The organism is Brevibacillus sp. NRS-1366 (assembly GCF_050467985.1).
Genome location: NZ_JBITPN010000017.1, coordinates 65073 through 87908, shown reverse-complemented (window position 1 = coordinate 87908; position 22836 = coordinate 65073). Strand labels below are relative to the sequence as shown.

Sequence of the window (22836 nt, the reverse complement as noted above, 5' to 3'; positions counted from 1 at the left end):
GTATCACTTCAAATCAATTACAAATTGCTACCTCTTTTTGCTGATAGAAATCCTCGAACCCTTCATGTTTGCGCATGTATTCTAAAACTTTATTTACATATTTTTTATATTTTTGATTATTAATATCAACTCCCTTCCTCATGTAAGAGTATTGATCTCGCTTGTCTTTAAAGTAGTTTGTTTCGAGGAAATACCTATCCCCATATTTGTCTCTTCCTAGAGTACGGACAAGAAGTCTTGTCTGCCTCTTACCCTCATCTAACCAGACATAATGCCATAGATGTAATGATCCATCTTTTTCTAAATATGGCTTTTTAAATTGGTAGATAACCCCATCATCGTATTGGTAATCAACTTGACCGTTCCACATAAGCCCACGAGGAATTTCAATTACTTCCCCATTATGATTGAAGGTTTCTAATTCAGATTGCTCTCTTTGTTCGACTGTCCAGAGTTCTGAGTTGAGCTGCTTAATTTCTTTTGATATGCCTGATCGAGCCAATCGCTTGCTTCTATCATCAATGTCCATCTGTTCTAAGCTTTCACGTACTCTTTTAAGATCCTCAATCTGTTTCTGTAGTGATTCCTTCAATATAACATCTCCTATTCTTTATCTACCCACTTAAGTACTTTTACTTCTTTTAATTCGACTTCCACGCATTCAATTTCATCTTCATACTCCCAAGGAGATTCATCTTGCTGTTCTGTTGCACCTACACTGTAATGAGTTCGATAGAATTTGCCCCGATATTCAAAAATGATCTTATGATGCATACTCCATCGAGAGGTGTCAGTGATTTCGTCAAGAATTGCAGAACTCGGCAAATCCAATTCTTTAATTAGAAAATCTTTATGCAGTTTCATTGTCGTCCTCCTTTAAAATAACTCCATAGCCCTTGCAATGTACACATTCAGTATATGGTCTGTTAATTTCATTTATCAACTCAGAAAGATAGTTATCGATGTTATTTTGTAGATCTTTTTCGTTCTCACCTTTAAATTCCTGAACAATTGGATAGGATTGATATGCCTTTGGTGCGACTTCGAAAATCGTTACATCGCGTGTTTTACGATAGCGTGTTTCGTATTTTGGTTTCTTGCGAGTGTTCTGATTTACATCAACCTGATAAGACTCTTGTTTATATAATTCAATTCGCTTTTTCACAGTAAAGCAAAAATCATAATCGCTAGATACATATGCATACCGAGAATCTATGTTATGTTTAATGTAATCACGAATAATTTTATAACTCTCTTCTTTTGTAAGTTTGCATGGTCTTGTTGGTAACAAAACTGGATGATAGTTCAATGTATCGAGAAAATTAAATCTAAGATCATATTGCTGCTGTGTGATTTCAAACTGATCCAACTCTTCGATTACATTTATTTCAAACTGCAATTCTTCGTATGTTTCTTCACTTAGTTCAAATTTCTTTTCGTATAGCCCAATTACCTCTGCATACTGACTGTCTTCATCTATGTATCTTTCGTAAATTACCTTTGGAGTTAACTCACTTTCTGGATATCCTGCTTTAAGTTCATAACGCTCATTAATTCGTTCAGGTGCTACTTTTCGCTCCGCTTTTGTCGGGACTGTTTTTACTTCGTACCATGATTTCCGATAAGTTTCTTTCGGTATCTCTCCATCAAACAAGTAATTCTTAATGGATGAGTGATAATAACTATCGTTTTTGATGTTGTCAGAGATAAATACCTTTGCTTTAGTTTTAATTGCTATTAGTCTTAATTGACTTGACGCTTTCACTTAATCCTCTCCTTTTTTGTATAAATGTTAGATTTTATTTGGATCATATTTAGTGATTCGCAGATGTATATTCTTTTTCAAATCCTCCATCGTTTCTGACAGATTCTTTAAGGTGTCAATCTTCCCAGTTAAATAAGAGATACGCTGTTGAGTTGGTATATCTTTATCATTTTCGTTTGGAATACCGTTAATGGTATCAAATAGTAATCCTGAAACTTCTTCACTTAGTTTATCTTGTGTTTGTCTAATTTCATCACTCAGTTCACGTAACGTTACTTTAAAGTCATACTCTACATCGCTTGCAAGTTGATGCATTTGTTTTCCTCCTTTGAATAAAAAAGATAAAATTTATTAAATCATCATATACCAGATAACGCATCCTGCGAACAATACGCATATCATCATAAAAATCAGGCTTACGATTTTGGCACCACGACTTTGTGCGTTCATCCAGTCATTGTATGCCCCATACGCAAGTAATAACGGCAATGCAACAAACAATATGAGTCTGATAAGCAAATCTAATAAGCCTCCACTGATTCAAAAATTGTTTTTCATCCACTTTTTAATTTTAGATGACATTCTTTCTTTATACTTCTTACAACCGCCATCTTCTAATGGAATGTATTTGCATTCATATGCTGCTCTAAATGTGTTCTCGCACCATTTACAATTAAGACAAACACTGTCTTCTAGTTCATCAAATTCTTGTTCATCCATCAACAAACCACTAATCTTATATACAGACTTGTAATTTGATAAATACACTAACTGTTCGGATAACTCTTCAATTAGATAAACTCCTCCTTTATATCTTTGACCTAATTCGTAGCATTTCACTGGTGTGTTGTTCTTAACATGTTGTTGAAGCTCATCTAAATTTTCTACATCATTGATCAGAACCTTATCATATCCACTGCGGCAAACAATTAACAAGCCCCCACCTCCTTGATAAAAGTTCATATCATTAGATTACTTCTAGCCGAACACTCTTGCCATCAAATCCTTCAATGGGAACACCATCTATTTCGTAACCGTTAAAATATCCCTCATCGTAAACTTTTTTCAACTTCCCCTCTATGCTCGTGAGTACGTATTGGTAAAATTCCTTTATAAATTCATCTTTATCTTTGTTGTATGGATGGAAATAAGTGTGTCGTTCCTCTCCGCTTACTTCAAAGGTAAACTCATAACTTTCCTCATCTGAAGAATATCCTTCTGAATGACGGGTACATTCAATATTAAATTCTCCGATCTTATTTACTTCATCAATTATGTATTGGGCTATTTCTTGTCTATGTTTGAGTGATTTAATAACGTCCTCAATTGTTTCTAAGTTTTTATCATAAGAGATATGGGGATTTTCATTATTTCCAAGCCGTTCCTCAAAATTCATTAATTTGTTTCGTATTGAAACTTTATAATCACAATACCATCCTTTTCCGTTTTCAATTGTCACCTTGAATTTTGGAAATGCATCTTGAACCTTATTGATTAATTCATCCACTCTGATGTCTCTTACATCTAATTCTGTAACATAGTTTTGTTTAATATAAGAAAGTAACTCCTGATCATCATTGAACGTTGTATTATCGAACTTGAGCAACAATTGTTTGTGCATTAGTACTCCCCCTCTGATTTTCATTCTATCGTTTCACAGCATTAAGTATGTCTTGGGTAAACTCTCGACCATCTTGGAAGAAGCGCCAACTGCCAATCATCTTTTCGTCTTCCCAAGTTTCCATTCGATATGTGTATGTATAAGGTTTTTCTTTGCTGCAAAGTTCCAATGCCTTTTTTGTTACGATGTCGTCGTCAGTGTGTTCGAAGCATACGCTCTCATCATCTTCATCCCAATGACTATATTTATTTAGTTTATAAGTTCTCATATTTTCACCTCGTTATTTTGTTTATTTTCGCTTTGTTTCCTTTTAACTTGATTGCCACTTCATTATACGCAAATGCAGCATCATCTTCTTTCTCAAAAACTCCTATCCGACAGTTTCTTTTGCCATCCCATATTTGGGCAAGATATTTTCCTCGTACTAAAGAAACTCCTCTGTACTTTGATGTTTTTATAACTCTTCTTAATGACTCCCATTCTTCTTTACTCATATATACAACATTGTTCAATTGTGCAAATTCTCCATAATGTAATTTGGCATAGTAATTGTAGCAATTAGCTGCGGATACTTCAGTTTTGAAAGAACCAAGATGATTTACCCATCCATCAATCGACATTTGACATATCCATGTCCCACTTGCATTATGCCATGTAACACCTTTGAATATAGATTTGCATCCTTGTTGTGGTTTTCTATTTCTCATATTTTCAGCATGGGTGCATATTCGAAGGTTCTCTTTTTGATTATTAAGTTTATTACCATCTTTGTGATCAATTACAATATGCCTTCCCTTTACACCTTTATCGATTATTATGTGCTGAACAGGAACACTTGAAAAGCATGTGGTTTTTTCCTATAATTATTATCTTAATATCTATCACCTTTTTCTGTTTATTTCTTTAACGATTTCATTCAGTTATGCATAGGCCAAGTTGTTCTGATTGCTGCTAGTATTAATTGAGTTTCCAAGTAATCGAACAGATAATAGACTAAACTTACTGCGATTAAGGGTGTAAAGCTTGCTCTTCTTCCAGTTTGTATAAACATGTCTAGAGTCAGTATATACAACTGTTTTATTAATTTTATTTTCTAAGAGCCATTCAATCATTTTGTTAAAAGCCATCATTTCAATCTCCGCACTATTTCTTTTGTTATCCAGTAATTCATAGTGCTGGTACTCAATATTATCTTTGCAATCTGTAATGGTAAAGGCCAACGCAGATCTTTTTCCAACTGATTGAGATGTGCCATCAATATATGCTCTATACATTCGACTCCTCCTTCGTCTTAACGTAATGCCGCGTAAACCCATCTTCAGAAATCTCTAGGCAATTCAATTGATATCCGTAGGCAGCTCCTCCATCAATTCCTATCTTTCCTTCAGAGAACCACACATCAGGTTTTCCATGTAAATTCACGCAAGGTGTATGACCGAATACGATTGTCTTATCTGTTTGAACTTTACCATGATGAAACTCGTCTCTAATCCAAATCATCTCTTCATGTGGAGTGAGTCTCCAGTTTTCATATAAGGGGTTAAATCCTGCATGGACAAAGATGTACTCATCGGTTTCATGAAAGTAAGGTAGCTCTATTAAGAATTTAATGTGATGTTGATAATTGTCTAAGATGAACTTTTTAGCTTTAAGCGTATCAATACCTGAGTCAATGAAATCAAGTCCACAATATGATTCAACTGTTTGTAGTCCACCATTACGAAAGAAATTAAACTCATTCATACCGTCATTTGTGAGTAGCCAGTCTAAGAACATCTTGTCATGATTTCCAATTAGTGCGATTGCATCATATGTATTTACAAGTTCCATAACCTTATCTAAGACCTGCTTACTTTTACGTCCACGATCTACATAATCTCCAAGCAGAATAAGCTTGTCTTGTGTTGGGTTGAAATTAACTTTATCTAATAACCTGATAAAATGGTCATACATCCCGTGTAAATCACTAATCACAAGAATCCTCTTTTGATCATCTTTCAATTTATATTCACCTCCTTATTTACAAACGTAGGTTGGAGTATTGTCATATCTATAATGACTTACTTTGTCTTCCCATCCTTTACCATAGCCTATCGTGTAACCCTCATGGAAACCTTCTTCCTGCTCCTTGTAAAATTGATCATCTGCATTTTTAAAATGTAACATATCTAGTAACAATTCTAACTCATCAGATGTCAGACCATCTTGTCCATTATTTCGATCAAACAGAAACCAACCAATTTTCTTCAAGTTGTCTGATTCAGAGTTAATTAGATCATTAATTTTATTTTGCATTGAGTCCTCCTTTTTGGATTTATTCAGCTTATTTTATTGAATTATCTTTCGGTGTCCATTGCCACCACTGTACAACTCGCAGATACCTTCTTGTTCCATTCGTCCAACAATGTGTGCAGAAGAATACCAATTCAGACCGAATACTCTTGATACCCAAGTCACACCAACGCTACCATTCTTTTTTGCTTGTTCAACTACTTTGTCGTAAAATTCATTTCCTTTTGAAATTGATTCATCGATATACTCTTGTGTAAATTTCATGCAACTCTTCCCTTCACTATAAACTTAGATTTTATTGAATTACATCAACTTTATATGTCGCAATGACTTCGATGCCACCATGAAAAGATTCAAAATTAACTTTGTCTGAGATGAACTTTGACTCATATGTGTTGATGTACAATTCTGGATCGTCTTCGACTATTCTTACCACATATACGTAGTTACCTACGCATGTTTTGTCATGATATTCATTAAGAATATGCACTTTAACACCTTTCTTGTATTTATTCGTATCTTGATTCAACACCCCATACACAGTAATTCCCCCTTAATAATTTTCCTATTGAAATAATCATTTGAGCGTATTATTTTAGTTTCTTAAATGTAATTTTCTTTTCATTAATCTGTAATTGCACAGTATCATTTGCACGAACTCGATATGTATGACTAAACCTCTGCGGAAATCTAATTTGGTTTCCTCTCAACTGCATCCCACGTCTATCATCAGTCTTCACAAGTGCAAAGTACCCTTGTCCAACTCGTAACTTTACCCAGTCTCCATTTTCAAGATACATCTCATCCATCATACATGTGGGAATTTTCATAAACACGTTATAATCATCTCCCTTTAATGTTTGTTTGGTTACATCCAAATACGTTGCTTGCCTCCTGTACTTACCTTTTTATGTAGATCATAAAACATATCAAGATACTCGTTTCTCACGTCTATCATTGGGCGTTCAGATACATCGATGAATGGATAATCAGGAACTTTAATATTAGTGGAATCATTTTTCATGTTGTGCTTCTTTTCAATTGCTAGAATTAGTTGATCAATCGGCTTAATGATTCTCATATACATCGATTCACTCATTGGTACAAAATTGAATTTCTTGTAGATTGCAGTCTTCATAGTTGTCTCAAGATTTTTATATTCGGGCAAAAGTTTTTTAAGCACTGGATGAAGATCATGCAATAGGTATTCATCTGTATCGTGCGTTGCCAATTCGAATAAAACGTAATCATCATATCCGAAATGTTTTCCCATTTTTACGCAGTTGATTAGGTGCTGAAGAACACTGTAGAAGTAATCACTATGACCATTTGAGCGACAAACTTTACTTAGAGAGTGGACGATATCTGTAATACTAATTTGATTAGGCTCTGGATTTTGAATGTCAACCATTCGTCCAGAATATGTAACAATACAATACTCACTCATATGCATACTCCTACTAAATTTTATGTATTATTCTACGTTTCCTTCTTTGTTTATCTTCCCATAAACTGCACCGAATTTTTCAATGCATAACTTCCTAAAACAGTCATTATAATCACACACTATGTATTCATCTAGTTGGAATACTTTTTCTCCTTCATGTAGTAGTTCTTTACAGATGCATTTTGCAACAGGTTTCCCTTCATTCTCTATGTATTGGAATCGATCCATTAGTCATCCTCCTTCAATGGAGGTCTATGATAATGTTTACGACAAGTTGATTTATAGACATCCTCTAATCCTAATTCGATTTGTTCTCCTGAATATACAGGTATTCCACTCTTGAATTTAAGGATGTGTGTGGCCTTTCTGTTACAGTAATAGCATACTGTTTTGATTTCCTCAACCTTATCTGCCACGCACAATAATACTTGGCTACCATGGAAGAGTTGATTACGGAAATCTTTCAGTAGACCATAGCAGATTACAGGAATGTTTAACCAATCTACAACTTCTGCTAATTCATTGATGTGTTTAGCAGACACAAACTGCACCTCATCCACAAGCACACAATCTGGCTTACTCTTCGCTACCAGTGTATAAATATCTGTATCATTATGTATCGGAATAGCATCACGCTTTATGCCAATTCTTGATTTAACTATGTTTACACCAAATCTTGTATCTAATGCTGGAGTAAACACCATCACACTCTTGCCAGTAGACTCATAGTTATGAGCTGTCATTAACAACTGCGCAGTTTTACTTGCACTCATTTGTCCATACTTGAAGTATAGTTTAGATATGTTATTCACCACCATTATTTTTGTTTAATATATTGATATTTTACACTGCCAATAGTCAATAAGATGTTTGACAGTGTTTATAAACAACGTCTATAATTTGTTTCAGATAGGTAAGATGGGGTCTTACCTATCCATTGGTTTCAACTCTTTTAGTTTTGGGCTTGTCTTTATGACAGGTCTTTTTCTTTTAGTAGTTCGTAGCCTGATTCTCCTTCTTCCTCTTCTTGTCTCCAGAGAACCAGTCCATCATATGTATTTAGGAATCCATAAAACACTTCTCCGTAGTCTGTGTAGTATTCGACCAGTTCCAGTTTGTGTGCCAATCTATAATCAGAATCATGGTACTTTGCTAGATCCTCACTATCTGTCAGTTCATATTCATCTGAATCTTGAGACTTGAAATGATAAATGTTTCTAACATCGAATGACATCAGGATTCCCCCTATTTGTTTGTGGACTGGTGTGTTGCGTTCTGAATCTACATGATGGAACACCTCCTTAAATCTTTCCATGGAACATTTCATTTCTGTAACTCATTATTATATCTAAACAAAATTTCAACCTGCTCAGTGCTTCTATCTCTTCTATCGTGTACTTTTCTGAATCAAGAAGCATAGAGTTAATCAGTAAAATAATATTAGACAACTCAATCTCTTTGGCGATTAAATTTAACGATTTGGAAATATGGGACATTTTTGCGCTCGGAGCCATAACATTAAACAAATCTAAATCATCAGATATTACTTTGTGTACAGATGAGTTTACCAATTGTTTCTGATAGGATTTTTTCAGCTCTTTTTCTCTTTCTTGTTCTAAAAACACATCAAGATTTGGTAATTCAATCATATGGAAATCTTGATGTAATTTAGTTGTGGGAAAGAATCTCTTATCCCTTCGATCTTGCCCACCTTTAATCACATACTCGGGATATAACAGATCAAGATTCCATAAAGCTGACCTATACTTCCCCTTTTTTTCTGTGTCATATTCTATATAAGATCCCAATTCTTTCTCTGCATACATTTTCAATGTACTGAACTGTAATCCATCAGAATGTTGTCCTAAGATTTTTAGAGCTACTTTTCTTATAATTTCGGAAGCAGAAATTCTTTTTGTCATTTTGTTTTCCACCAGTCTTAGAATTCTAAGATTATTATATATTTGGGGAAGACTGGTAGTCAATAGCTTAATCTAAGAATGCTAAGATTTTTTAGAGTTTACATTGTTGTAGTATATCCAAGCTGATTTTCAGTTTTATCAGTTCATGAGAGCTATCCTTATTGCAAGCATCTGAATCTAAAAACCGTCTTATTTTATCTGTAATTCTTGATTCATTTATTAAAGATGATAAATCACCAAGTAAATGTTTGATGTCAGCGTATTCGTCATTCCCGCTAAATTTGTATTGATCTATATTGGGAATTACAATAGAAGTCCAATCCCTTAATAGTTTGATTGTTGGTTTAAAAATTGCCATTTTTGGCTTTGGGACTTCTTTAACTACAAGCTCTGGATATCTCTTTTCCAAATCCCACAATGCAGATCGGAAATTGCCATTGTTATAGTCATCTTTTGGTATGTATTCACAAAGTGACGCCTCTGTAAAATTTCTTAGTGTTGTCACCCTCAAACCATCTTGATGTATCGCTAGAACAGTTAACCCAACCCTTCTTATTGTCTCAGAAAGTGGAATCAGTTCAGTAACTTGCATTGACAGTTTTCGACCATTATCAATTAATTCTTTAATTAATTTTTGTTTGTCAAGATCAATTTTATTATTATTCATAGTCAATCACCCCAACCAATCTCCTTCTCAATCGCATAATTTGTTGTGTCTTGTGCATGCATTTCCGTTTCTGACCTTCATAATTCTTATAGCGCACTATTCATGACTTTATTATTGTCAATGTCAAACCTGATATCGTGAATATCATCGCATTTCTTTTAAATCAAATAGGACTTTTATCTAGAGTTTAAAAAATTCCTTTCGCTTAATTTCCCAGCATCCACACCTACAATTATTGTCGTCAGTGCATCTTCTTAGCTTAATTCCAGCACTTGGTTTGCTATATGGACGATTGGCAAATTGAAGTCTTCCTTCTTGATAGTCAATTTCGTTTAGTATTTCCACAAGTTGCAATTTTAGATCCAATCGCCGAAACCATGACAATAAACCATGAGTAGAATCAAGTTCTTTTTTAAGTTCATATGCCTTTTCTTTTAAGCGTGAAACACTGAAGTGCATATAGTTCAAGAAAATCACTCCTCCATCATAAAAGATTGGTTTATTCCAATCTGCATAAGCAGATATATTTATTTAAAAATGAGTTGTCACTCTCATGTCAATGTATTACCATAGTTTAACAGCCAATTTTAAGGGAGGTCTTTTAAATGGCAACTAAAACTTTGCATAAAGAAGTTAGGCTTGAAAAAATCTCAGAAGATAAATTGCATAATTATCTGGTTAACAGAACAAAGCAAACTGCTATAAAAATACCTAATGAGGTGGAAAAAACCTTAACAAAATTCCGTAATCCAAATCATCCCGCCAGCATTCTAGCTTCAGATATTCTCACATTTGCTATTTATGGAGACAGAAAAGGGATAAAAGGCGCCAGAAAATTAGTTCTATCTTCTCTTACTAATCCTTTACTTGATAATTACTTTGAAGGTACAGAAGTTAGAGAACTACTTAATTTCTTGTTGGATTGCCCAGAGGGTTATGAATTTACCTATAAACCTGTATTTGCACATATAGAAATTGAAGAATTGAAGCGCCTTTAATGGCGTTTTTTCTATTAAAAAGATAATTTTATTTACTTTTATAAATCTTAGACATTGTATCAATTAGGTAGGCAGCATCCTGAGCCGACTTAAAACTTCCATCATACTTATTCAAAGCATTTATGGCCTTTTGAGTCTTTTCGTCTAACACTCTTCTGCTTTCATTTAGGTAACTCTGTCCCCATGGTATGATTTCGTCCCATTCATCATGGTGTTTTACTGCGTCTACTTTCTTGATTGTTTTAAATTCGAAAAACCATTGTGTAAATGTAGCAAAGATCCCTGTTAGTGGTATTAATAGGCAGCATACTAGCAAGATATGTTCGAACATATTATGGTTCATCAGTCGTGCTAACAAGATTCCAAACAAGCTTAGACAAAGAATACCGATGAATCTTGGATAGTAAAAGTCTCTCTTGTCATAAACAAATGTTACAAACTGTTTAAACATTTTTCACTCACTCTTTCCTAATGAAATCAATCTTATATGGCGATTTCAATTACATCATCATTTGACTTCAAATTCTTTCTTTAATTCAAGGTATTGGTTATATCTCTGTATTTTGAGAAGTTTAAGTCGTTCAACTTCTTTCATTTCTTCTATTTTCTCAACCTCTTCAGATAACCCATCTGGGTCATTTATTAAGCCATTTACCTTAAAGGAATAATCATGTGGATTAGACATAATAAATTCCACGATATCATTAAACTCTAATGGATATATCTGGCATCTTGGAAATTCATCATTCCCCATTGAATCAGAAAACCATTCTAATTTATAACCACTCATCTCATTGTCTTCAGTCACAATGAACGAGAAATTATCATATTGATTTGTAAAAACATCTTTAATAACTTTACCTTTTAATTCGCTTAACTCAATAAATTTAAAATTTATGTATTTATCAACGTCAATCAAGCAATCCATAACCACTCTCCCCTTTCCGATAAAACTCTTGATTAGATTTTCTCCATTTCTTTTATTTTTCGATTAAGATTCTCATATTTAGCTACTGCTTCTTGATATTGACCAGCTTCTTTAACTAACTGCTTAGACAATTCTTCAATTTCTAATGCCTCAATCCAAGGATTGTTTTTGTAATCCTCTTGATGCTTAAAAGCTCGATCTAATGGATGACTTCTCTTCAACAGAAAGTGAATGCTTTCACGAATGTTAGTCATTGCTCTGTATTTTTCATGCCTTTCTCCCATCGTTTTATCTAAACCACTTTTTAATTGAACGTATTCGTCCGTATTGTTTGACTTTACCACTGATAAAGGTATATTCACCTGAACGCCTCGTTTCCTAATAAAATTGATGATTTATCGCTTCTTTTGAATCTCTTTGTTATAGTCACTCATGATCTCATTGAACTTTTCGTCTCCAACATGTTTACGAACGATCTTCTTTAGTACTCTATGTTTGTTCTTATGTCTTCTAAGTAACATCCTAAACTGATTGAAAAAATACTCCATCTTATTATCAGTATTTTTATATGTTAAATTAATATGATCTCTCTCGTATTCCATAAATATCTCCTATGACCAATGATTACAAGTAGTAGTTGGCAATGTCATACTTTGATTTTCCATCTTTAGTCCAAAACTCACTGTTGCGTTTATGGAATTTGCAGTGATCATTTTTTGAAAAGTCCTCTTGATGCTTCAGGCATCTACCCCAACTAGTTCCCCAAAGAATAAAATGCTTACATGTTTCACAACGTTTCTTCTTACTTGTGTCAGTCCAACCAGTTAAATGAATATACACGTTAATATTCCACCTTTCAATAAATGTACCATTTACTTTGGGTTTACCTTGTCATTACCTTCTTTCGCCTTTCTTTATATTGAAAGTTAAAGTCAAACTTGTGTGGCAATACTGCATATGTATTTGCGTTGTTTTGTTTATTATTTTTGATTTCTTTTCTTGAAGCACACACTCTGATTTTCTTAGCCTGATCTAATGTAATTACATTTTCCTTAATTCTTGATAGTTTATCAGCCTCCTTGTTGTTTTTACGACTAATCCAGTTGAATGTAATCTGCTTGAATTTTTCACCATATTTCCATATAATCCGATGCAATTCCTTATTTCGCTCTTTTTTCGAAAGACCATTGGCTATTGCTATCACGCTTTGATTGTCTCCATAAATCGCTACCTCGTTAATCTGGAATCTTCGAAGTGTTTTAAGCAATTGGTTCAAAGCAAACCATTCAGCGTAATTGTTGTCATATTTATTGATGTTATTTCCGATATTTTTAGCTTCTTGATATAACACATTGCCATTTCGATCATATATAATGAATGCAGTGGTAATTTGTTTCTTTGCCCAATCAACTGAAGCATCAAAATATGCCTTATGCATCTATATTCCCTCCTCTTTTATGAGGAACGCTGCGTGCTACATTATGTATTCAATATGCCACGCTCCACTTTTCCAAATGTAACGAACTGGCTTGGTGAAATAATCTTTGCTTTCGTCAATGTAGTAAATTTCACCCTCCCTTGCCTTAATTGGTAGATCTCTTAAATACGCAACTGCATTCACCTGTTCACTCATTTGATACTCCTTCTCCTATAAAAAAGAATCTAGCAAGTTTTACCTTGTAGATTCATTATATTACGTATTTTTATTTAATACAATACCTTTTATTTGATTTTTTTAGTTATTATTTCACCACATTGTTTTCTGTGACCCATACATCTTTCGTAGCAAGAGATCAAGTTTAGTATCATTAGCAATCTCGTTATGAAGAACCATGTTTGAAGCAGCAGAAATGAATTGTTCAATAGTGAGACCAGTTTTGCGGAGTTGTTTCTGCACCAACTTCCACTCAACTACATGTTCCCCATGATACTCATATACTGCACCCCATAACGCTTGATCTACATGATGTACAAGATCCCACATACCTTTTACAACCTTCACAGTATTGCCTTGTGCACCCTTTTCCCAAAGACGTTGAGGGAAGACGGATTGCATTAATGAAACAAAGTTAAATTGGTACACAAATGGATTAAGTTTTGCTGCAATAGGCATTGCAGAGCGTGCAACTTGCTTTGTTTCGCCATTTTCAAGTAACTGTTTGTAATTCCACATTGAATTATCGATCGCTTCATTTACAGTCTGAGGATCTTTTACCTTATCACTCGGCATTGCAAAGTCATCTGATGATAGAGCGCGATTACCTCCAGCCACACGCATATTACGAGTTGTGTAAGTGATCAAGTGATCATACACTTCTTTGGTGACATCAATGAATTCAAACTCTGCATATTCTCCCCTCATTACTTCAGGTACGTGTCCCATCTTAATAATGCTTAATGGTCTTCGAATATTATCACGATCCGACTTTCCTAGATAGATAGCTGCATTACGAGCCATATTCAAGCGTTGTGGGTCTGAATAGCGATGTAAGACAATTTGAAATGTATCTCCTTGATATGTAAGACTACCTGTTGCATTTGTTGTAATCATAATAGTTCCTCCCTAGATAAGTTGAGACTGTAGACCTCCCATCTACAGTCTCGTTATGTATTATTTTGATTTTAAGCTGTTCTGTAATATTTCTTTCTCATTTCTTCAGCAAATTTTACTGCTTCTTCCAAATTAGAGAATTTTCCAAGTCTTGTGTTTTTCTTATTGATACTCAATTGTACTATGTATGCTTGTTCCCATTTGCTCCAAGCTACATTTCTATGGCCTGTTTTTGAGTTTTTATTTGCTCCAAGTCGATTTTTTGTATTTCTAGATGCGTCCGTTACAACTAAATTACATTTGCGATTGTCTAGTAAGTTATGATTTTTATGATCAACATGAGAACCCTTTGGCGCATTGGTAATGACTCTATGTAAATAATGTGTTTCTGATCTATGCTTTCCATCAGGCAGACTAATATATTTTGTGGCTCGTGCGTAGTATCCTTCCATCTCATTATCCCAAGAAACATGCCAAGATAAATTTAAATCCAAGAGTAGTGGTAAATCCTCCGTATCAATTAACGTTATAAAAGTTTGTCCTGTTCTTCTTTTTAAAAGAATTTCTACATAGTCGCCTTTTATTTCATAATAGTTCATTCCTTTTTTCTTAGCGATGATTTATACCAACTTTCTATATGAAATACAATTTTTACTTAAATACCAGTGTGTAAAAAGCAAGGCAGAAGTAAAACAAGTGGAATGCATTGATTACAGTTCCTGTAAAAGTTCTATTCTTCAACGTGTACAATTGCTTCTTTAGATGTTCTAGTTTTGCTTCTTCGGTATTGGCTGGTTTCTTTTTCGCAAAGTTTTTAACAAAGGTAACTATCGTATAACCCAACATTACAAGCGTAAGAATCTTTAATTGCTCAATATCCAAAGCATAAATATAGAACGCGATTGTCAATACAACCCATAGAATTGCAAACAAGTAAGGGAAAAGCAGTCTTGCTCCTTGTTTAGTATACTCACTGTCACTAATCGCGCCTTCCAATTGCTTAATTTGCAGTTCTATTCCTAGTTTTGTTGTGTTGTAGAATAAACTCCCCTTTATCATCGCTGCAAGATAAAGTGAAATGAAAAGTAGTGACAAAAATACCATATATGCGTTCCTCCTATTATTTTATTTATCTATTAGAAATAACATCACCACTAGCTTTTACACTACCATTTACATGACCACAATTAATATCTCCACTTGCTCTAACATCTCCACCGACATCACCACATTTTACGTCACCACTTGCTGAGACATCCCCATTGATATTCCCTTGGATGGAAGCATCACCTGAAGTTTGTAAGGATGCCAGATCCCCTGTAAATTCAACTTTGACGATTCCTGAAAGCCCTGATTGAACAACAACTCCATCAACAATTACACTATTGTTTACAATGCTGATATTTCGTCCTGAAACCTGAATGGACTGACCATTAATAGTGATTGTGTTCATTTGATCCTCCTTTAGACGATTTCTGAATTGCCGTATGTAAGTTCCTAACGAACTCTTCGGGATTGTTCGTTTGTATTTTATCGATGGTTACATTTGTTACTGTCTCAGATTTACTTGAGATTAACTCTTTATGTATCGTGCAAATACCATCAACAATTGCAGCCAGAAGGATAATTGGTAGTGCAATGAACAAAGGATAGTTTTCGTATACCATGAGTATAAAGGTAACTAAAGTAAACATGACCATCGAAACTGAATTTAACAATAACTTACCGTAAACTTTAATCCAGTACAATTAAACAACCTCCCTTATTAATTTTACTTGTTTGGTACTTCGCTTGTATTGCAGTGGATCTTACTATACTCTAATGGATTCGTAACAACAGCGTTAGTTGATACTGCATTTGTTGTAAAATAAGTAGTCGGATTCGTCAAATAAGCATATCCATATTTATTTGGCTTGTCGATGCTTTCATACTCTCTCACAAGTCTTAGATATGTATCTGCAAGCTTGCTATAATCGTGAAAATTTCCCTTGTTTAGTTGTTCATCCATTTTTTCCGAAAGTGCATCAATTTTCTTTTTCAGGTCTTCCTTAATATTCATAAGAACAACTCCCTTTCTGAATCAAATATAGTATTTATTTAATTATTTAATTCTAATACTTTCACCCTGATGAATCTGAATGGAATCGCCAAAATCTTTTCCAGCCTTCAATGCTTCCAGCAAACCTTTTTTGTCAATCTTAGGTTCTTGAGGAATCTTAAACTCTTCTGGTACTGCTTTTTCATTATGTATTACGACACTTGGGGGATTATTTTGTAGTCGGACATCAAACAATCCTGCTTTCAGTTTCTTAATATTGGCTTGTTTTAGTGAATCCTCCAAATACTGTTTAAGTCGATCATGTCTATTCTCAAGTGACTTAGCTTTCTCCGTAAGGCGTTTTGATTCTTCTTTAAGTGCCTTTGATTCAGCTTCAATATTCTTCATATACTTGATTAAGTTCTCCGCTTTAACTTCAATGGCATCATTCAATACATCTAATGTTTCCTTTAGTGAATCATCTTCCTCCAGCATATCGAGAATGGAGATGTACGCTTGTGAAAGTTCGTATAGGTTCATATAATCTCTCCTTAAAATTTTTTATTCATTTAACATATTTTCAATCTCTCCAAGTTCAAGTTCTACTTTCTTTTCATTTGAAAGAAGTTGGTCAAGTTTGGCTTCCATCACTTTAAGTTTCTGCTCTTCCTCTTTACGGCTCAGATTATCTAACTTGGCCTTAAGGTCGCTGATCCAATCCATTACATTGTAGCCAGTAATCTTGTATTCGCTGAGTAGATCCAAATCCTTTGCAGCAATAACGTATGTATTAAGTTTCACCAATAATGTGATGATTTGTTCTTTTTGTAGGACTTGGATATTGTATCTAACGCCATCTACTTCAATTGAGCAATTTGTTACTGGAGCAAATTTTTGTGATTTACTTAACTTGCTTTTCTTCTCCTCAATTTGTTTCTTAAGTTCTAAGATTTTCTGATCGTTGTTATTTACCATTATTTACTCTCCTTTTTGATATAGTTTTCCATTTACTAAGTATTTGTCTCTGAACATTGGTTTATAATGCGTATAGATTTCTGTCAGAGTTCCTTCGAAGATAGTTTTGTCACGATTGTGATAATGCACGCTCCCCCAATATCCATTATCCTTGATACGCTCTTGAACTATGATTACATATTTACCATCATCATTATTGCTCTTCTTGATTCTCGCAGTGCCATTTTCGCTCCTCTCTAAATATACACTCCATCCCCAATATTTTTCTGATTGGACTTTATTGATTAATGTTTCAAGAGTATATTGAACATACTCATCTTTCGTTTTATCGTATGGAGAATACTCAGTCATGCACTCTAATAGCTCAAACATTGCAGCGTAATTTTCTACTGGATCAGTAGATACAATATCAATGAATTTATCCCCAAGTGATTTCAATTTTAGCAGTTGTAAATATGCTTTACCTTCGTAGTTCTTTGATTCCTTTGCAAAGAAATAGTGCTTCCCCTTGTTGACATCAGTGTAATATCCACTTTCGCCCTGCTTTTCTGATCTATTCCATTTTGTTGTGTGATAATCGAACCTACCCATATAAATCCATTCGTCATTATCTTTTGTTTTATATGTCCCACCAAACACCAAGTCTTTTGATTTAACATGTTTTTTCTCATGAATCAGTTTGTTAAACTGTGACAACTCTATGTAATCAGGAGAGGATGTTGGAATCAGAACCAGCTCTTTACCATCCCAACCATAGATGAAATCACCTTCCAATCCCTTACCTTTAATTGAGTTAGTATTTTCTAAGATAAAAAGCAGGTTTTCAACCGTAATTTCAAATTCAAAATCCCTTGGATCATAAACTCTTACATATGCCTGTCGATGATTCCAGTGGGAAACATAGTCTCCCACCTTTTTATTCAGCACAAAACCTGATGTTGGCTGATTGGCGAAATCTAAATCTTGAATGCTCTTGTCTCTCCAGCCATTCCATGAGGTTTCTTTTCTGAGTTTTCCTTTTTGGTCAAAATAAATTACATACGCCAACTTTTTTGTATATGTATTATCTCTTTTTTGGAATCCTACTTTAATCTTCTCTGGAATGAATATATTTGTTTTAATGCGCAATCCCTCCCTTAAGTTGAATGAAATCATTGTTTTATAGCTTAATTGGAGTTGAGGCAAGAATATCTTCCATGCTATTCAAATTATCTATCGCTTGTATCCAGTGATAATACTCCTTATACCTTTTATTACAAAAAGACTCTTTTGCTAGTTTATTAACTTCCTTAAGTTCATAATTTACAACATCAAGTGTTAAGCATCTAAATCCTTCATCAGAGCTAAAGTCATATGCACCAAGATCAATTAATTTCACCAGTGCATCTAACACTGTTTTGTACTCTAAGACTTCCTTGTGTAATCGAATATCTTCAATATTTTTTGTAATCATTACGATTTGCTGCTTAAAGACACTGCTCATTTTCATTCTCCTTTGGTTTTTGGCTGCCACACTACGTTTTCTAATCTAATCTCTGTTTTATTAGGAGTGGTTCCCCACTCCATTACTTACTTTCATCTTTCCAATTTGCACTAATGGCTCCTGTAGATCGATACATGGAAACTGCATCTGTAACAGCACTATATGTATTGGTGATACCCTTTCCAGTAGCAGCAAAATTCATAGCAAAGTTCCCATTGATGCCAATTGAATTGGCCTCTTTAATAGCATCTTGATTCGCTGCTAAGAATAGGAATTGCCAACCCTCTTCTTGTTTTGACTTGATTTTATCCATGATTTGAGTACGTTTGTACTCACGACTTGCATTCTCATCGCCATCCGTCAAAATAACAGAAATCACTTTCTCAGGCCTTTCATCTTCAGGAGTATTTGCAATTCTACCTGATACTTCATCAATTGCACGACCAATGGCATCTAAAAGTGCAGTCATTCCACTAGGTACATACGTTTTGTCATTCAGAGGTTGCACCAACTTAATTCGTTCACCTGATGTAAGTTGGTTGTAATTACTGTCAAAAAGAACAATCGTTAGATTTGCATCACCCTCTGTATTCTTCTGCGATTCTAAGAAGGTATTAAACCCTCCAATCGCATCACTTTTAATCGAATCCATTGAGCCACTCTTATCGATAATTGCAATGATTTCGGTTAATCCTTGTTTTGGCATGTTTCATATCTCCCTTATTTATGTTTTTGAATTGATTTCTGTTTTATTAAACTACAGTCCAATCTTCTGCCAGCAAGTCTGATTGTGATGCAAGCCAGCCTACAACAATAGAACCGTCTGCTGCTTTCATATCAATGTGTGAATTGACTTTGACATGTGAGTATGGAGGCAAGTTTTCCCCAACATGTGTTTCTGCTTCATTTCGCAGTTCAAAGGCTTCTAAAACTGTTCCTCTAACCAAGTAGATAAACATACCCTTTCCGTTCCAACCATGACGTGCTACCTTTTTACCTGTTTTAAGTGCTTCCAATGCTTGACCAAAATTCATCCCTAGATCATCTCCCATGTTTTTTCATTCCAATAAAAGACATCTTTCATTGGATGTTTTATACTTTATATAGTTGTGTTTTGCTTTCTAACCACTATATGTAGTGGTTATTTTTGGGTTTTTATGCATCCTATAATCAAAACGATCAACACTACTAACTCCATCAAATGAAAACAAAGAGTTTCAATTCCCATATGTATTTTCAACTTAAAGTTAGGGAGAGGAAGACTCCCCCTATTTCGCTCCAGTGGAGCCGTAACCTCCACGGTTTTTGTTACCCAGAACCTCAACTACATCAAATTCAACATCAGGCATCTTTTCTTGAATCCGAAATTGACAAATGCGATCTCCTTTATTGATGACAGTATCTCTTAATGCATATGCTGGGAAGAACCATTGATCATCATCGCCTGAATAAGAGTTGTCAATAATACCTTTTCCGTTGGTTTGAATGATGCCAAAATGCTTGAATGTAGAAGATCGAGGCACAACATGTGCCTCATATCCTTCTGGTAGCTCCATCGCTACTCCAAGTGGAATTGCTTCGGATTCACCGTACTTCATAATAATTGTCTCTGCTGCACGAAGATCAAGCCAATCTCCTTGTTTAATCTTCTCAATGCGTGGTAATTCCTTATCAAAATATTTAATTCTAATTTTCATTTTGTAACTCCATTCATTTGTTTATTAAGTGCTACATACCACTCTTCTTTTGTCTTATCATCAAAGTATTCAATTATAGAATATAACTCAAGAAGGTCATTGTGATTAAAGTTAGATAGTACATTATCTTTGCTTTTTATTTTTGATATCATCTGAATAAACGTTGCCTTACTCATTACTTAGCGAATTGGGCAGGCGCCTGTTGAACAATCATCTTGGCTTAATTCTGCCTCTGTCTCAGCTTTCTCAATTTTATGCAGTAAGGACACATCAAACGGTTTCATTTGTGCCTTCATTTCATCATATTGCTCCTTGGTGATTGCTTCATATGGGGCAAGCTGATAGGTGCCACCATCAAGCTGTAAGAATGACACCCCAACAAAGTTGTCCCAATTGTCCCAAACAATACTCTCGCACTTACTCCATTCATTTGGACGAACAGTGATAGTGTTAGAAGAATTATGTTCTGTATAATGATCTTGAAAACGGAAATATGTATCAAATTGACGTTCAACTGAAACATCGTCTTTCGTTTCTTTAGCTCCTGAAGCAATTGGGAAGTCAATTACAAGTGTCCTAGCATTGTTCATTCTCGCTTCATGTGTTTCCCCACGGGTGCCAACTTCAGGATTAACATTCCATCCAAGTTGTTGCGCTACTTTGACGAGAGGATCTGTTGAATTGATTCGGATGCGACGAATATAGTATGGACTATGTGACCAGTGCAAGCCACTAGAAACCCCACCTGCCATTTGTGACAGCGTACCTTCAGGTTTAACAGTTGTCACGAGAAGTGGTGAGTTAACACGAAGTTCTTTCGCGTAATTATCTGCTTCATCTCTTGCAACCTTACCAAGTCGTTCCAGCAATTCTTTTTCTTGTTCATCTGTATATTCCAATTTAGCCATAGCATCTTTAACACCTGTTAGAGACGTACCCAACAAACGATCACGCTGTTGAATCTTATTCCAATGAGGAAGTTCTAATGTAGCAAGTGTCATTCGCAAACCAGCCCTTGCTGACAGTCTTTGAGCCTCAAACAGATCTTCAAGATCAAGCTCATGACCCAACTCTGTTTTCTTAACAAATTGCACAAGGTTCACCGTAGTTAGATTGCACACCCCATATGAATCAAGCAAAATCTCTGCGCAGGGATTCAAACCTTCTGCATTTGGTCTACGTCGGTTTGCTTCCTCAAGATTAATAAATCCCGGCTCACCTTCAAGCTTCATAACATTGAATACAAAGTTAAGAAAGTCTCTTGTAGGTTTCTTCGTGAAGGCGATCGAATTATTGGACATTCTTCGATGATCCAATCCCCATCGACCATCACCAATTTTATTAATTTCATCAAACCAGACTGGCTTAATTCCCAACTTATCCAGATATGCTCCAACTGCTTTATGCTGCTCTAGCTGCTCATCTGTCCAGATACCATTAATACCATACTTGGCAAACATACTTTCATAATCATCTGCATCTAACAAGAAAATCTCTGCTGTTCTACGAACCCCACCAACTACAACATTTGCTCCAATCAGATTACCAATGTCAAGGATGTGAATTGGTCTTACACTCCCAAATCCTTTTTCAGCAAATTGTATTGGGCTTAAAGTTGGATCAATCTGATTCTTAAGTACTTTGTTAATACCCTCAAACATTTCTTTCAATGGCTCATATCCACTTGCAGTTCCACCGAATGTTTTAAGTCGTTCACCTTTCGGTCGCACTGAATTATAACTAATTTTGACAGTGTGTACTTGTTCATAATTTGGATCTGTCAGCAGTCTCAGGTAAGTTCGTAATGCTTCGACCCAGCCCTCTTTTGAGTCTCCTACATAAATTTTTGCAAATCCATTTTCAAAGAGTGTAAGCTGAGTCTGCTCTAACCTCTGTGAAACTTGAACGGGTTTGTAATCTGAGTGTAGAAGGGATGTATTTACACGAATTTTCTTCAAGCCTGCTGCCATCTTCTTCGTGCATTTAAATCCAACACCTGTACCAACCATTAGGAGATAAAATAAGTCGCCTAAGTCATCCCAACTTGAGATATTAATGAAGGAACAATTGAAGTTCCCAAGAACGAACTTATTATTAAGAATGTCGCTTGCTCCACCAACCCAAAGAGTCCTACCCGAAAGAAATTGCTTTGTCTCATACTGATTCTTAAACAATTTTTGGGCTTCATTCTTCATTTCTTCGACATTTGGCTTATAACCCATTTCTCTAAGATGGTGATATGCTAGTCCAACGTTGTAATTTACTGCACGCTTACCAGTTTCTTGCCAAAGTTCTCGTCTTTGTGCTTCTGGCAACCACCGAGAATAAGTTCTGTTAAATACAAACTCTCCTAATTCTGTAAGTGGATTTGGATTGTTTGCCACCACTTCCTCAACGTATTCATTTGTAATAAAATCAATAGACAAGTATGTTTCCTCCTAATATGTAAATA

39 protein-coding genes and 1 pseudogene are annotated in these 22836 nt (G+C 34.9%); 1 reads left to right on the top strand and 39 read right to left on the bottom strand.

What is annotated here, in order from left to right; translation table 11 throughout:
• Positions 1-13: 13 nt before the first annotated feature.
• From ACIFQN_RS09455 to ACIFQN_RS09350, 22 genes and pseudogenes are all read right to left on the bottom strand, one after another.
• Positions 14-592 (bottom strand): hypothetical protein, encoded by a 579-nt coding sequence (locus ACIFQN_RS09455; protein ID WP_429832776.1) that lies wholly within the window; start codon positions 590-592, stop codon positions 14-16.
• Positions 593-603: 11 nt separating this feature from the next.
• A complete protein-coding gene (locus ACIFQN_RS09450; RefSeq protein ID WP_429832775.1) occupies positions 604-864 on the bottom strand; it encodes a hypothetical protein in 261 nt (86 codons plus the stop codon).
• On the bottom strand, positions 851-1765 hold the full coding sequence (locus ACIFQN_RS09445; RefSeq protein WP_429832774.1) for a hypothetical protein: 915 nt from the start codon (positions 1763-1765) through the stop codon (positions 851-853). The genes ACIFQN_RS09450 and ACIFQN_RS09445 overlap by 14 nt, the downstream gene beginning before the upstream one ends.
• A gap of 27 nt (positions 1766-1792) precedes the next feature.
• On the bottom strand, positions 1793-2080 hold the full coding sequence (locus ACIFQN_RS09440) for a hypothetical protein (RefSeq protein ID WP_429832773.1): 288 nt from the start codon (positions 2078-2080) through the stop codon (positions 1793-1795).
• A gap of 225 nt (positions 2081-2305) precedes the next feature.
• Positions 2306-2701 carry a hypothetical protein gene (locus tag ACIFQN_RS09435; RefSeq protein WP_429832772.1) on the bottom strand — a complete coding sequence of 132 codons (396 nt, stop codon included), beginning with the start codon at positions 2699-2701 and terminating at the stop codon, positions 2306-2308.
• A 31-nt stretch (positions 2702-2732) separates the two neighbouring features.
• The gene (locus tag ACIFQN_RS09430; protein WP_429832771.1) at positions 2733-3386 is read right to left on the bottom strand and encodes a hypothetical protein; all 654 of its coding nucleotides are present in this window, start codon (positions 3384-3386) and stop codon (positions 2733-2735) included.
• Positions 3387-3411: 25 nt separating this feature from the next.
• On the bottom strand, positions 3412-3654 hold the full coding sequence (locus tag ACIFQN_RS09425) for a hypothetical protein (protein WP_429832770.1): 243 nt from the start codon (positions 3652-3654) through the stop codon (positions 3412-3414).
• A gap of 4 nt (positions 3655-3658) precedes the next feature.
• Positions 3659-4006: a hypothetical protein gene (locus ACIFQN_RS09420; RefSeq protein WP_429832769.1), complete on the bottom strand. Its 348-nt coding sequence runs from the start codon at positions 4004-4006 to the stop codon at positions 3659-3661.
• A 93-nt stretch (positions 4007-4099) separates the two neighbouring features.
• Positions 4100-4165, bottom strand: a pseudogene (locus tag ACIFQN_RS09415) (HNH endonuclease); the annotation flags it as partial.
• Between the two features lie 141 nt (positions 4166-4306).
• Positions 4307-4660 carry a reverse transcriptase-like protein gene (locus ACIFQN_RS09410; protein ID WP_429832768.1) on the bottom strand — a complete coding sequence of 118 codons (354 nt, stop codon included), beginning with the start codon at positions 4658-4660 and terminating at the stop codon, positions 4307-4309.
• On the bottom strand, positions 4653-5387 hold the full coding sequence (locus tag ACIFQN_RS09405; RefSeq protein ID WP_429832767.1) for a metallophosphoesterase family protein: 735 nt from the start codon (positions 5385-5387) through the stop codon (positions 4653-4655). The genes ACIFQN_RS09410 and ACIFQN_RS09405 overlap by 8 nt, the downstream gene beginning before the upstream one ends.
• Before the next feature lie 15 nt (positions 5388-5402).
• Positions 5403-5681, bottom strand: a complete 279-nt coding sequence (locus ACIFQN_RS09400; protein ID WP_429832766.1) for a hypothetical protein — start codon at positions 5679-5681, stop codon at positions 5403-5405.
• Positions 5682-5714: 33 nt separating this feature from the next.
• Positions 5715-5942 carry a hypothetical protein gene (locus tag ACIFQN_RS09395; protein WP_429832765.1) on the bottom strand — a complete coding sequence of 76 codons (228 nt, stop codon included), beginning with the start codon at positions 5940-5942 and terminating at the stop codon, positions 5715-5717.
• Positions 5943-5973: 31 nt separating this feature from the next.
• Positions 5974-6219 carry a hypothetical protein gene (locus tag ACIFQN_RS09390; RefSeq protein WP_429832764.1) on the bottom strand — a complete coding sequence of 82 codons (246 nt, stop codon included), beginning with the start codon at positions 6217-6219 and terminating at the stop codon, positions 5974-5976.
• Between the two features lie 49 nt (positions 6220-6268).
• The gene (locus tag ACIFQN_RS09385) at positions 6269-6556 is read right to left on the bottom strand and encodes a hypothetical protein (RefSeq protein WP_429832763.1); all 288 of its coding nucleotides are present in this window, start codon (positions 6554-6556) and stop codon (positions 6269-6271) included.
• Entirely contained in the window at positions 6547-7125 is a 579-nt protein-coding gene (locus tag ACIFQN_RS09380) for a hypothetical protein (RefSeq protein WP_429832762.1), read from the bottom strand. The genes ACIFQN_RS09385 and ACIFQN_RS09380 overlap by 10 nt, the downstream gene beginning before the upstream one ends.
• Positions 7126-7152: 27 nt before the next feature.
• Entirely contained in the window at positions 7153-7353 is a 201-nt protein-coding gene (locus ACIFQN_RS09375; RefSeq protein WP_429832761.1) for a hypothetical protein, read from the bottom strand.
• Positions 7353-7928, bottom strand: a complete 576-nt coding sequence (locus tag ACIFQN_RS09370; RefSeq protein ID WP_429833202.1) for a thymidine kinase — start codon at positions 7926-7928, stop codon at positions 7353-7355. The genes ACIFQN_RS09375 and ACIFQN_RS09370 overlap by 1 nt, the downstream gene beginning before the upstream one ends.
• Positions 7929-8095: 167 nt before the next feature.
• Entirely contained in the window at positions 8096-8359 is a 264-nt protein-coding gene (locus ACIFQN_RS09365) for a hypothetical protein (protein WP_429832760.1), read from the bottom strand.
• A gap of 67 nt (positions 8360-8426) precedes the next feature.
• Entirely contained in the window at positions 8427-9047 is a 621-nt protein-coding gene (locus ACIFQN_RS09360) for a hypothetical protein (protein ID WP_429832759.1), read from the bottom strand.
• Positions 9048-9138: 91 nt separating this feature from the next.
• Positions 9139-9714: a hypothetical protein gene (locus tag ACIFQN_RS09355; RefSeq protein WP_429832758.1), complete on the bottom strand. Its 576-nt coding sequence runs from the start codon at positions 9712-9714 to the stop codon at positions 9139-9141.
• A gap of 180 nt (positions 9715-9894) precedes the next feature.
• The gene (locus ACIFQN_RS09350; protein WP_429832757.1) at positions 9895-10182 is read right to left on the bottom strand and encodes a hypothetical protein; all 288 of its coding nucleotides are present in this window, start codon (positions 10180-10182) and stop codon (positions 9895-9897) included.
• Positions 10183-10319: 137 nt separating this feature from the next.
• Between ACIFQN_RS09350 and ACIFQN_RS09345 the strand changes: the two genes are divergently transcribed.
• Entirely contained in the window at positions 10320-10712 is a 393-nt protein-coding gene (locus tag ACIFQN_RS09345; RefSeq protein WP_429832756.1) for a hypothetical protein, read from the top strand.
• A 508-nt stretch (positions 10713-11220) separates the two neighbouring features.
• Here the strand turns inward: ACIFQN_RS09345 and ACIFQN_RS09340 are convergent.
• The 17 genes from ACIFQN_RS09340 to nrdJ all read right to left on the bottom strand — a co-directional run bounded on the left by ACIFQN_RS09340 (position 11221) and on the right by nrdJ (position 22810).
• Positions 11221-11640, bottom strand: a complete 420-nt coding sequence (locus ACIFQN_RS09340; protein ID WP_429832755.1) for a hypothetical protein — start codon at positions 11638-11640, stop codon at positions 11221-11223.
• A gap of 32 nt (positions 11641-11672) precedes the next feature.
• A complete protein-coding gene (locus ACIFQN_RS09335; protein ID WP_429832754.1) occupies positions 11673-12002 on the bottom strand; it encodes a hypothetical protein in 330 nt (109 codons plus the stop codon).
• 521 nt (positions 12003-12523) lie between these two features.
• A complete protein-coding gene (locus tag ACIFQN_RS09330; protein WP_429832753.1) occupies positions 12524-13078 on the bottom strand; it encodes a reverse transcriptase-like protein in 555 nt (184 codons plus the stop codon).
• Between the two features lie 36 nt (positions 13079-13114).
• Positions 13115-13273, bottom strand: coding sequence for a hypothetical protein (locus tag ACIFQN_RS09325; protein ID WP_429832752.1), 159 nt, complete (start codon positions 13271-13273; stop codon positions 13115-13117).
• A 114-nt stretch (positions 13274-13387) separates the two neighbouring features.
• The gene (locus ACIFQN_RS09320) at positions 13388-14191 is read right to left on the bottom strand and encodes an FAD-dependent thymidylate synthase (RefSeq protein ID WP_429832751.1); all 804 of its coding nucleotides are present in this window, start codon (positions 14189-14191) and stop codon (positions 13388-13390) included.
• Between the two features lie 71 nt (positions 14192-14262).
• The gene (locus ACIFQN_RS09315; protein ID WP_429832750.1) at positions 14263-14790 is read right to left on the bottom strand and encodes a hypothetical protein; all 528 of its coding nucleotides are present in this window, start codon (positions 14788-14790) and stop codon (positions 14263-14265) included.
• A gap of 52 nt (positions 14791-14842) precedes the next feature.
• The gene (locus tag ACIFQN_RS09310) at positions 14843-15295 is read right to left on the bottom strand and encodes a hypothetical protein (RefSeq protein ID WP_429832749.1); all 453 of its coding nucleotides are present in this window, start codon (positions 15293-15295) and stop codon (positions 14843-14845) included.
• A gap of 25 nt (positions 15296-15320) precedes the next feature.
• The gene (locus tag ACIFQN_RS09305; protein ID WP_429832748.1) at positions 15321-15644 is read right to left on the bottom strand and encodes a hypothetical protein; all 324 of its coding nucleotides are present in this window, start codon (positions 15642-15644) and stop codon (positions 15321-15323) included.
• Positions 15645-15962: 318 nt separating this feature from the next.
• A complete protein-coding gene (locus tag ACIFQN_RS09300; RefSeq protein ID WP_429832747.1) occupies positions 15963-16250 on the bottom strand; it encodes a hypothetical protein in 288 nt (95 codons plus the stop codon).
• A gap of 42 nt (positions 16251-16292) precedes the next feature.
• The gene (locus tag ACIFQN_RS09295; RefSeq protein WP_429832746.1) at positions 16293-16769 is read right to left on the bottom strand and encodes a siphovirus Gp157 family protein; all 477 of its coding nucleotides are present in this window, start codon (positions 16767-16769) and stop codon (positions 16293-16295) included.
• A gap of 21 nt (positions 16770-16790) precedes the next feature.
• Positions 16791-17204 carry a hypothetical protein gene (locus ACIFQN_RS09290; protein WP_429832745.1) on the bottom strand — a complete coding sequence of 138 codons (414 nt, stop codon included), beginning with the start codon at positions 17202-17204 and terminating at the stop codon, positions 16791-16793.
• Positions 17205-17207: 3 nt separating this feature from the next.
• Entirely contained in the window at positions 17208-18332 is a 1125-nt protein-coding gene (locus ACIFQN_RS09285; RefSeq protein WP_429832744.1) for a hypothetical protein, read from the bottom strand.
• A 31-nt stretch (positions 18333-18363) separates the two neighbouring features.
• A complete protein-coding gene (locus tag ACIFQN_RS09280) occupies positions 18364-18687 on the bottom strand; it encodes a hypothetical protein (RefSeq protein WP_429832743.1) in 324 nt (107 codons plus the stop codon).
• Positions 18688-18769: 82 nt separating this feature from the next.
• The gene (locus tag ACIFQN_RS09275; RefSeq protein ID WP_429832742.1) at positions 18770-19393 is read right to left on the bottom strand and encodes a vWA domain-containing protein; all 624 of its coding nucleotides are present in this window, start codon (positions 19391-19393) and stop codon (positions 18770-18772) included.
• A gap of 46 nt (positions 19394-19439) precedes the next feature.
• A complete protein-coding gene (locus ACIFQN_RS09270) occupies positions 19440-19721 on the bottom strand; it encodes a DUF2829 domain-containing protein (protein ID WP_429832741.1) in 282 nt (93 codons plus the stop codon).
• A gap of 234 nt (positions 19722-19955) precedes the next feature.
• Complete coding sequence (locus ACIFQN_RS09265; protein WP_429832740.1) at positions 19956-20384, bottom strand: dUTP diphosphatase; 429 nt, start codon at positions 20382-20384, stop codon at positions 19956-19958.
• Between the two features lie 179 nt (positions 20385-20563).
• On the bottom strand, positions 20564-22810 hold the full coding sequence (gene nrdJ, locus ACIFQN_RS09260; RefSeq protein ID WP_429832739.1) for a ribonucleoside-triphosphate reductase, adenosylcobalamin-dependent: 2247 nt from the start codon (positions 22808-22810) through the stop codon (positions 20564-20566).
• Between the last annotated feature and the right edge of the window lie 26 nt (positions 22811-22836).